General features: G+C 66.5%; 2 protein-coding genes and 1 pseudogene. All 3 read left to right on the top strand.

The annotated features are described in order from the left end of the window. Window positions 1-1,117: type III PLP-dependent enzyme (locus tag RMO97_RS10385; protein ID WP_310540873.1), on the top strand; the 1,117-nt coding region annotated here is incomplete at its 5' end. Window positions 1,118-1,212: 95 nt separating this feature from the next. After that, window positions 1,213-2,283: a 1,9-bis(guanidino)-5-aza-nonane synthase gene (locus RMO97_RS10380; protein WP_310540872.1), complete on the top strand. Its 1,071-nt coding sequence runs from the start codon at window positions 1,213-1,215 to the stop codon at window positions 2,281-2,283. Window positions 2,284-2,826: 543 nt separating this feature from the next. Next, window positions 2,827-3,097 (top strand): annotated as a pseudogene (locus RMO97_RS10375) (phosphatase PAP2 family protein); the annotation flags it as partial.

Here is a 3,097-nt window from a genome sequence, read left to right as displayed (position 1 = left end):
CGTAAAGGCCAACCCTTCGCCGTGGGTCATCGAGACCCTCGCCGCCAATGGGGTGACCTCCTTTGATGTGGCCTCGATCCCGGAGATCGAACTGGTCAGCCAGTTCGCGCCGGGCTCGCGCATGGCCTTCATGCACCCGGTCAAGAGCCGGTCCGCCATCTCCCAGGCCTATTTCGACCACGGCGTGCGCACCTTCGCGCTGGATACGCACGAAGAGCTGGCCAAGATCCTCGACGCCACGGGCGGCGCCAAGGACCTGAACCTGATCGTGCGCCTGGCTGTCGCCGCCGAGGGCGCGGCCTATTCCCTGTCAGGCAAGTTCGGGGTCGACACCTTCGAGGCGCCGGGCCTGCTGCTCGCCGCCCGCCGCGCGACCCAGGACCTGATGGGCCTGTCCTTCCACGTCGGCAGCCAGTGCATGCGTCCCACCGCCTACCAGGCGGCCATGACCCAGGCGTCCCGCGCCCTGGTCCGCGCCGGCGTCTTCGCCGACGTGGTGGACGTGGGCGGCGGCTTCCCGTCGATCTATCCCGGCATGGCGCCCCCGGCGTTGGCCGACTACATCGACTCCATCGACCGCGGTTTCGCCGAGATGATGGTCCACGAGACCACCGAGCTGTGGTGCGAACCCGGCCGGGCCCTGGTGGCCGAGGGCTCGTCGATCCTCACCAAGGTCGAGCTGCGCAAGGGCGACGCGCTCTATCTCAACGACGGCTCCTACGGCTCGCTATTCGACGCCGCCCACACCAAGTGGCCCTTCCCGGTCAAGCTGATCCGCAACGAGGACGGCGAGGCCCGCGAGGTCGAAGGCGCCCTGAAGCCCTACCGGTTCTGGGGTCCCACCTGCGACAGCCTCGACCACATGCCCGGCCCCTTCTGGCTGCCGGAAGACGTCCGTGAGGGCGACTATGTGGAGATCGGCATGCTGGGCGCCTACGGCGTGGCGATGAACACCCGCTTCAATGGGTTCGGCGACGCCGAGACCATCGAGGTCAACGACGCCCCCATGGCCTCCATGTTCGGCCTGGCCAAGCGCTCGATCTCGGTCCCGAAGACGGAAAACCACAACGTCGTGAAGCTGTCACGGGCGCGCGGGAAGAAGCGTCGGCGGAAATAACCGCCCGCTCAGTTGTTGATGGTCCAGCCGGTCGCTCCGTCCCGGCTGGGCTCCTTTTCCACGGACGGGCGCTCAAACTCCTGAGGATCAAGAGAATGAACGCTGACGTTCAAAACACCAACCGCAAGGCCGAGCTGCTCTCGACCACCGTCGAACACGTGAGCATCGACCAGTACGACGCCCGTCCGATCATCGACTCGATGCGGCAGATGAGCTTCACCAGCCGCGACACCGCACGCGCCGCCGACATCCTGACCATGGCCCTGGAAGACAAGGCCTGCTCCACCTGGCTGACCCTGGCGGGCTCCACCAGCGCCGGCGGCTGCATGCATATCTATCGCGACATGCTGAAGTTCGGCCTGATCGACTGCGTGGTCTCCACCGGCGCCTCGATCGTGGACATGGATTTCTTCGAGGCCCTGGGCTTCAAACACTACCAGTCCAAGCCCCAGGACCCGGTCGACGACCGCGACCTGCGCGCCCTCTATATCGACCGCATCTACGACACCTATATCGACGAGGAAGAACTTCAGAACTGCGACGACGTCATCTTCCAGCTCTGCAACCTGCTGGAGCCGCGCCCCTATTCCAGCCGTGAGTTCATCTGGGAGATGGGCAAGTGGCTGGCCGACGGCAACGCGAAGAAGCAGGGCTCGCTGATCGAGACGGCCTACGAGCTCGACATCCCCATCTTCTGCCCGGCCTTCACCGACTCGTCGGCCGGCTTTGGCCTGGTGAAGCACCAGGTCGAGAACATGAAGGCGGGCAAACCCTACCTGACTATCGACTCCGTCGCCGACTTCCGTGAGCTGACCGACGTCAAGATTGCGGCAGGCACGACGGGCCTGTTCATGGTGGGCGGCGGGGTTCCCAAGAACTTCGCCCAGGACACCGTGGTCTGCGCCGAAATCCTCGGCCACGAGGTCGACATGCACAAGTACGCCATCCAGATCACGGTGGCCGATGTGCGTGACGGGGCCTGCTCGTCCTCGACGCTCAAGGAGGCCTGCTCCTGGGGCAAGGTCGATGTCACCTGGGAACAGATGGTGTTCGCCGAGGCCAGCACCGTTGTGCCGCTAATCGCGTCGGACGCCTGGCACCGCGGCGCCTGGAAGACCCGTGAAAAGCCGCGCTGGGCGAAGCTTTTCCAGAAGATCGCGAAGTAGCAGACAGGACGGCCGCCAACGCCCCCGCGAATGCGGCCGTAGTTTGCGATACACGCCGCACCGGTCGTCTGAAATCCGTGGTGGGGGGCGAGCCGCGCGGTCACCGTCGCTCAAGGCGATCATGACCCGCCCGAGGTTCAGCATCACCGTGGCTGGATGAATCCGGAACGGTCTGGGCAGGAAGACGGCCACCCCCGCGACCAGCAGCAGGGCAGGCGACAGCAGGACCAGCACCGGCACGAGCGGCAGCCAGGGATTGAGCCTGCGCTGGCCAGGCTTGCGCACGCGCGGCACCACCCGCCAGCGCAGCAGCTCGGCGCGAGCGCGCATCAAGGCAAGCTGACGCGGCGCTTTCCGCTGGTGCGGGCTGACAACCTCGGAAGGCGAAGCTGGGGTCGGAAGCGGGTCCACTCGTATGCCTCAGATGTCGTGGTGACCCTAACCCAGGACCCAACGACGTCCCACCACAGAAAGCCAAACAGCTTCTGAGTTGCGTCCGCGGTTCGCAGGCGCATGATGGCTCAGCAGAACAACGGAGAGGAAATGCGCCGTACACTGATCGGCTTGAGCCTGACGAGCGCCCTGGCCGCCGCCGGTATCGCGCTTGCCCAGCCTGCGCCCACCCCGCCCCCGGCTCTGCCCACCGGCTATCTCAGCGCCCAGACCTGGCCCGCCGCGGCCCTGATCCTGCCGCCGGCGCCGGCCACCGGCTCGGCCCGGGAGGCGCAGGACCAGGCGGTGTTCAAGGCCACCCGCGCCCTCGAGGGTTCCCCCCGATGGTCCCTGGCCCAGAACGACGTCCCTTCCCTGCCGG

It is taken from the genome of Phenylobacterium sp., from assembly GCF_031425575.1.
Taxonomy (GTDB): Bacteria; Pseudomonadota; Alphaproteobacteria; order Caulobacterales; family Caulobacteraceae; genus Phenylobacterium.
The sequence above is the reverse complement of the archived record's forward strand: the minus strand, read 5'-3'. Positions and strand labels throughout refer to the sequence as shown.